This is a genomic window from Desulfovibrio sp. SGI.169 (genome assembly GCF_050313595.1).
GTDB lineage: Bacteria > Desulfobacterota > Desulfovibrionia > Desulfovibrionales > Desulfovibrionaceae > Desulfovibrio.
This window is the reverse complement of sequence record NZ_JBNPLS010000063.1, coordinates 1-3431: the sequence shown is the minus strand read 5'-3', so window position 1 is coordinate 3431 and position 3431 is coordinate 1. Positions and strand designations below refer to the sequence as shown.

At 49.0% G+C, this 3431-nt stretch carries 4 protein-coding genes; 2 read left to right on the top strand and 2 right to left on the bottom strand.

Annotation, left to right across the window (positions count from 1 at the left end; genetic code table 11):
• The first annotated feature begins 540 nt into the window (after positions 1-540).
• Positions 541-1338, top strand: coding sequence for a hypothetical protein (locus ACQRA4_RS13660; RefSeq protein WP_154511358.1), 798 nt, complete (start codon positions 541-543; stop codon positions 1336-1338).
• A gap of 21 nt (positions 1339-1359) precedes the next feature.
• Positions 1360-2013 carry a hypothetical protein gene (locus ACQRA4_RS13655; protein WP_154511360.1) on the top strand — a complete coding sequence of 218 codons (654 nt, stop codon included), beginning with the start codon at positions 1360-1362 and terminating at the stop codon, positions 2011-2013.
• Positions 2014-2288: 275 nt separating this feature from the next.
• On the opposite strand, the gene ACQRA4_RS13650 is transcribed toward ACQRA4_RS13655, so the two are convergent.
• Both ACQRA4_RS13650 and ACQRA4_RS13645 read right to left on the bottom strand, forming a co-directional pair.
• Positions 2289-2852 (bottom strand): IS5 family transposase, encoded by a 564-nt coding sequence (locus ACQRA4_RS13650; RefSeq protein ID WP_154511362.1) that lies wholly within the window; start codon positions 2850-2852, stop codon positions 2289-2291.
• Between the two features lie 191 nt (positions 2853-3043).
• A partial coding sequence (locus ACQRA4_RS13645) for a hypothetical protein (RefSeq protein ID WP_427823601.1) occupies positions 3044-3431 on the bottom strand: 388 nt, incomplete at its 5' end.

The window sequence follows — 3431 nt, the reverse complement described above, 5'->3', positions numbered from 1 at the left end:
CTTTTTGCAAGGGAGTGTCCAAGGTTCGGTCTTTCAGCAGTGAAACGTCCCATGCGTCCTGTCCACTAACAAAGAAGGCGCTCCCCGTGAGGAGCACTTTTTGTTCAGGCTGAACTTCGTTGGTATTTGGGATGCCTGTGCTCATCATGAGCGTATGAGGCGTCCCGACGTTCCGTCAGGGGGGGGGGGGCAGCAGGCGGTCAAGTTCCTGTGAGGTTCCTCAGGGTGGGGAATTTGACGAAGTGTTCGCTGCCGTCCCATCCTACTTCCTTGAACTTTTCTCCGAGCTCCTGCCCGTCACGAGATGAGGGTCTATACCCAGATGATGGCGGGCAGGCGGCAAGACTGGACGTCCCGAAGCACTGCGGTAGAATCCTGAAAGCAGAAGAAGGACGTCAGAAGCCCGCTTCATCTTCATGATGATTCCACTTTCCTTAGATGTTTTGTCCCTTTCTCATCACAAGGATGATGCATAGCCGCCCCCTTTCAGGGTAAACTTGCTACTAACTGGTAGTATATTTAATGCCTGAGGAGGGAACCATGAAAGACATACGCACACGCCTGTTGTTGTCCGCAGCGTGTTTTTTCCTGTGTCTGAGCATCGCAGCTCCGGTTCGTGCTGGCAAAGATGCCATACGCCCCCGACCTCCCCTGCCGGTCAATTCTGAGAAAGTACGCGAGCTGAACAATGTGGCCAAGTTGATGAGTCGCTCGGACAGGTTGCTTTTGCTGGACAATGTGGTCTCGTTCTGGAAACTGCGTGTCAGTATCGGCGAGCGGAATCCTAAAGACACGTCACGACCGGAAACCTTCGGTCTGGTGGAAAACGGACAGCTTTCTCCTTCTTTCGTTGCGCGCACAGCGCTTCAGCTCCTAGTGATGGCCTCAAATGAAGGCATCATGAATTTTCCCGAGGCGTGTGACAATGAAGAGGATAAGCGGAAACTTCTGCGACTTTTTAACGGAGTGCCAGAGCAGTACAGGCTTTATGTTCCGTTTGCGAAATTGGAGAGCGTAGCGCAGGAGTGGCTGGGCTGGCCCTTCGACAAGTCCGCCCTACCTCAGGCCGACTACTTCCTGCGGAAGGAGGAAGGGCTGTTCGTTGATGATGTCCGGCTGTTCGAGTCTTGGCCTCTGTACCATGAGCATGGGGCTTTTGCCCAGTCGTTTAATCTGTACCCTGAAAATGACACATGGGTCATGGAAGGCGAAGTGCGGGGCCTGTATCAGGCAGAAGGCGATATCTTGCGCGTAACCAAGCGGGATACATTCCGCCTGATCGCCAAAAAGACGGGCAGGCATTGGTGCATCCTTTCCCTCGACTTCAACGCACAGTAAATTTCTTCAGCGAGGCGAATTATGAACAAGGTTTTGCTTTTGATGGTATTGGTGTATCAGCTGCTCTGCCCCCTGCCCACTTTCGCGGAAGGAATACTCCCGTCCCGAGCGGAACAGTTCGTCATGAAGGATAATTTGCTTGTCCTGTGGAGTATGGGTCTGACAAAGAATGCTCATAAATCCCAGAACGAGCTGTGCCGGGATGCGCTTTTTTTCCTCATCCTGTCTGAAGGCTCGGTCTGTGGTCTGGATCGTGATGAACATCCTGATTTTTTCCAGGGTATATCTGAAGAATATCAGGGTTATGTGCCGAAGGATGGGGTGGAAGAGATTGCCCGAACCATCTTCGGTCAGGAAGTGAGCAGATACGAAGACTTCGAGGGGACCTACTTTGATGGTAACGGTTATTTTATTGATTTTTCCGTTCTAAGCGATAAAACGGGCAATGTATGCAACCTGTCCTCGGATGACTTGCTGCCAGGCTATGCCAACGTGGAGATGATAGAGCCCATAGGCGAAAACCACTGGGAAATGTTTGGCAGTCTTCAGCGTTTCAGAGAGGTTGACGGCGAGGAAATCATATGGAAAGAGGCCAGATTCCACGTCATAGTACATTATCAGGACGGACAATTGCAGCTTAAAAGCTTTGAGTTTACGGAACAGGCTATGGGATGAAGAGGTTGGATGGGGAGTTTCTCCTATAAAATATTGGCCCTTGATTAACAGAGAGAATCCAAAATGGAATGAAAAGGTCTGTTCGATATTTTTCCATTATATCTGAAAATGGAAAGAGCAGAAGTATCAGTTGGGGCAATATCGTGATCGATTGAATCGAAATAGAGAGAAAGTATGCATTCGGGAAATGCCTTGCTTTTGTTTTGATAATGTTGAGGTGGTGGGCTGTGGCGCGAGCTGTCCCTGCCGATTTTCCAAAGTTGTCAGGAGCTTCTTCATGGAAGCAACTCCATAACGCAACCTGAGGGAGCGGATTCCAGAAACAGAAGTGGAGATGCTTTGTTTGCATAGTTCGTTGCTGGCGTTGACTTACCCATATGTGGATACTCGGAGTATTGTCCTGCCGTGACAGTAAAAGCCAGCAAATTACCGAGAGCATCCACCACCGCATGAATTTTGGAAGTAAAGCCGCCACGACTTCGGCCGAGAGCCTGATTGATTCCAGAGGTATGTCGAGCTCCGGCACTATGCTTATGAGCATGAACGTATGTCCCATCAATCATGATGTGGTTCATGTCAGCCTGTAAGGTAAGAAGCTTAAGGATAGCAGTCAGATATCCTCTTTTCTGCCAACGCCTGAATCGGGAATATACGGTTTTCCACGAACCATATTTCTCTGGCAAAGCTCGCCATGGAGATCCGGTTCGCAGCATCCAATGTACAGCATTGAGAAAGTTTCTGACGTCACCAATCGGTCTCCCTCCACGAGGAGAACCTTCTGTTGGCAGTATGGGCTCAAGCCTGAGCCAGAGGTCTTCAGGGATGTCATAGTAGCACATTTCCCTGTCGTAACACGATGAAAACCTTACCTAACCTGACTTCCCCCTTTTCATGAAGAGGGTTTGCAGACACACCCTAGGGCCGTTGTAGCAGAAACACCTGTTTTCCATCATCAGTCAGGTAGCCAATCAGAGGTAAGGCCACGTTGCGTTTGTGATGCTGTCTTCATAAGAAGATAGGTATATTCATATCATATTTTCTTGTCTGAAGTATCGGGTACGATAAAAGCTGCCTTTTGGGAAGTTTGTTTTTTCGCAGAGATTGCTTCCTGTTTTTGAGTGACGGAAATATTTCCGTTTTCTGCAAAAAATCGTTTTATGAGATACGCGGGAATGATAATGCCTTCATTCTTGAGCATCTGGCTCAGTTCTCTGGAATTGTAGCCTTTTTCCTTCGCCTTTTTGAAATCCCGCTCAAGCAGCTCAGCTGCTTCCGGGCGGGTCTTCCTGTTTTCCTTTTCCGGTAAATTCTGAAGCAGTTTTTTTGCCTGTTCTATCTGTTGAGGACGGATAGTCGCGTTCGAGGACATCGTATTGCTCCTTGAAAGAAGATTTTCGCCATCATACAGGAAATTTTTC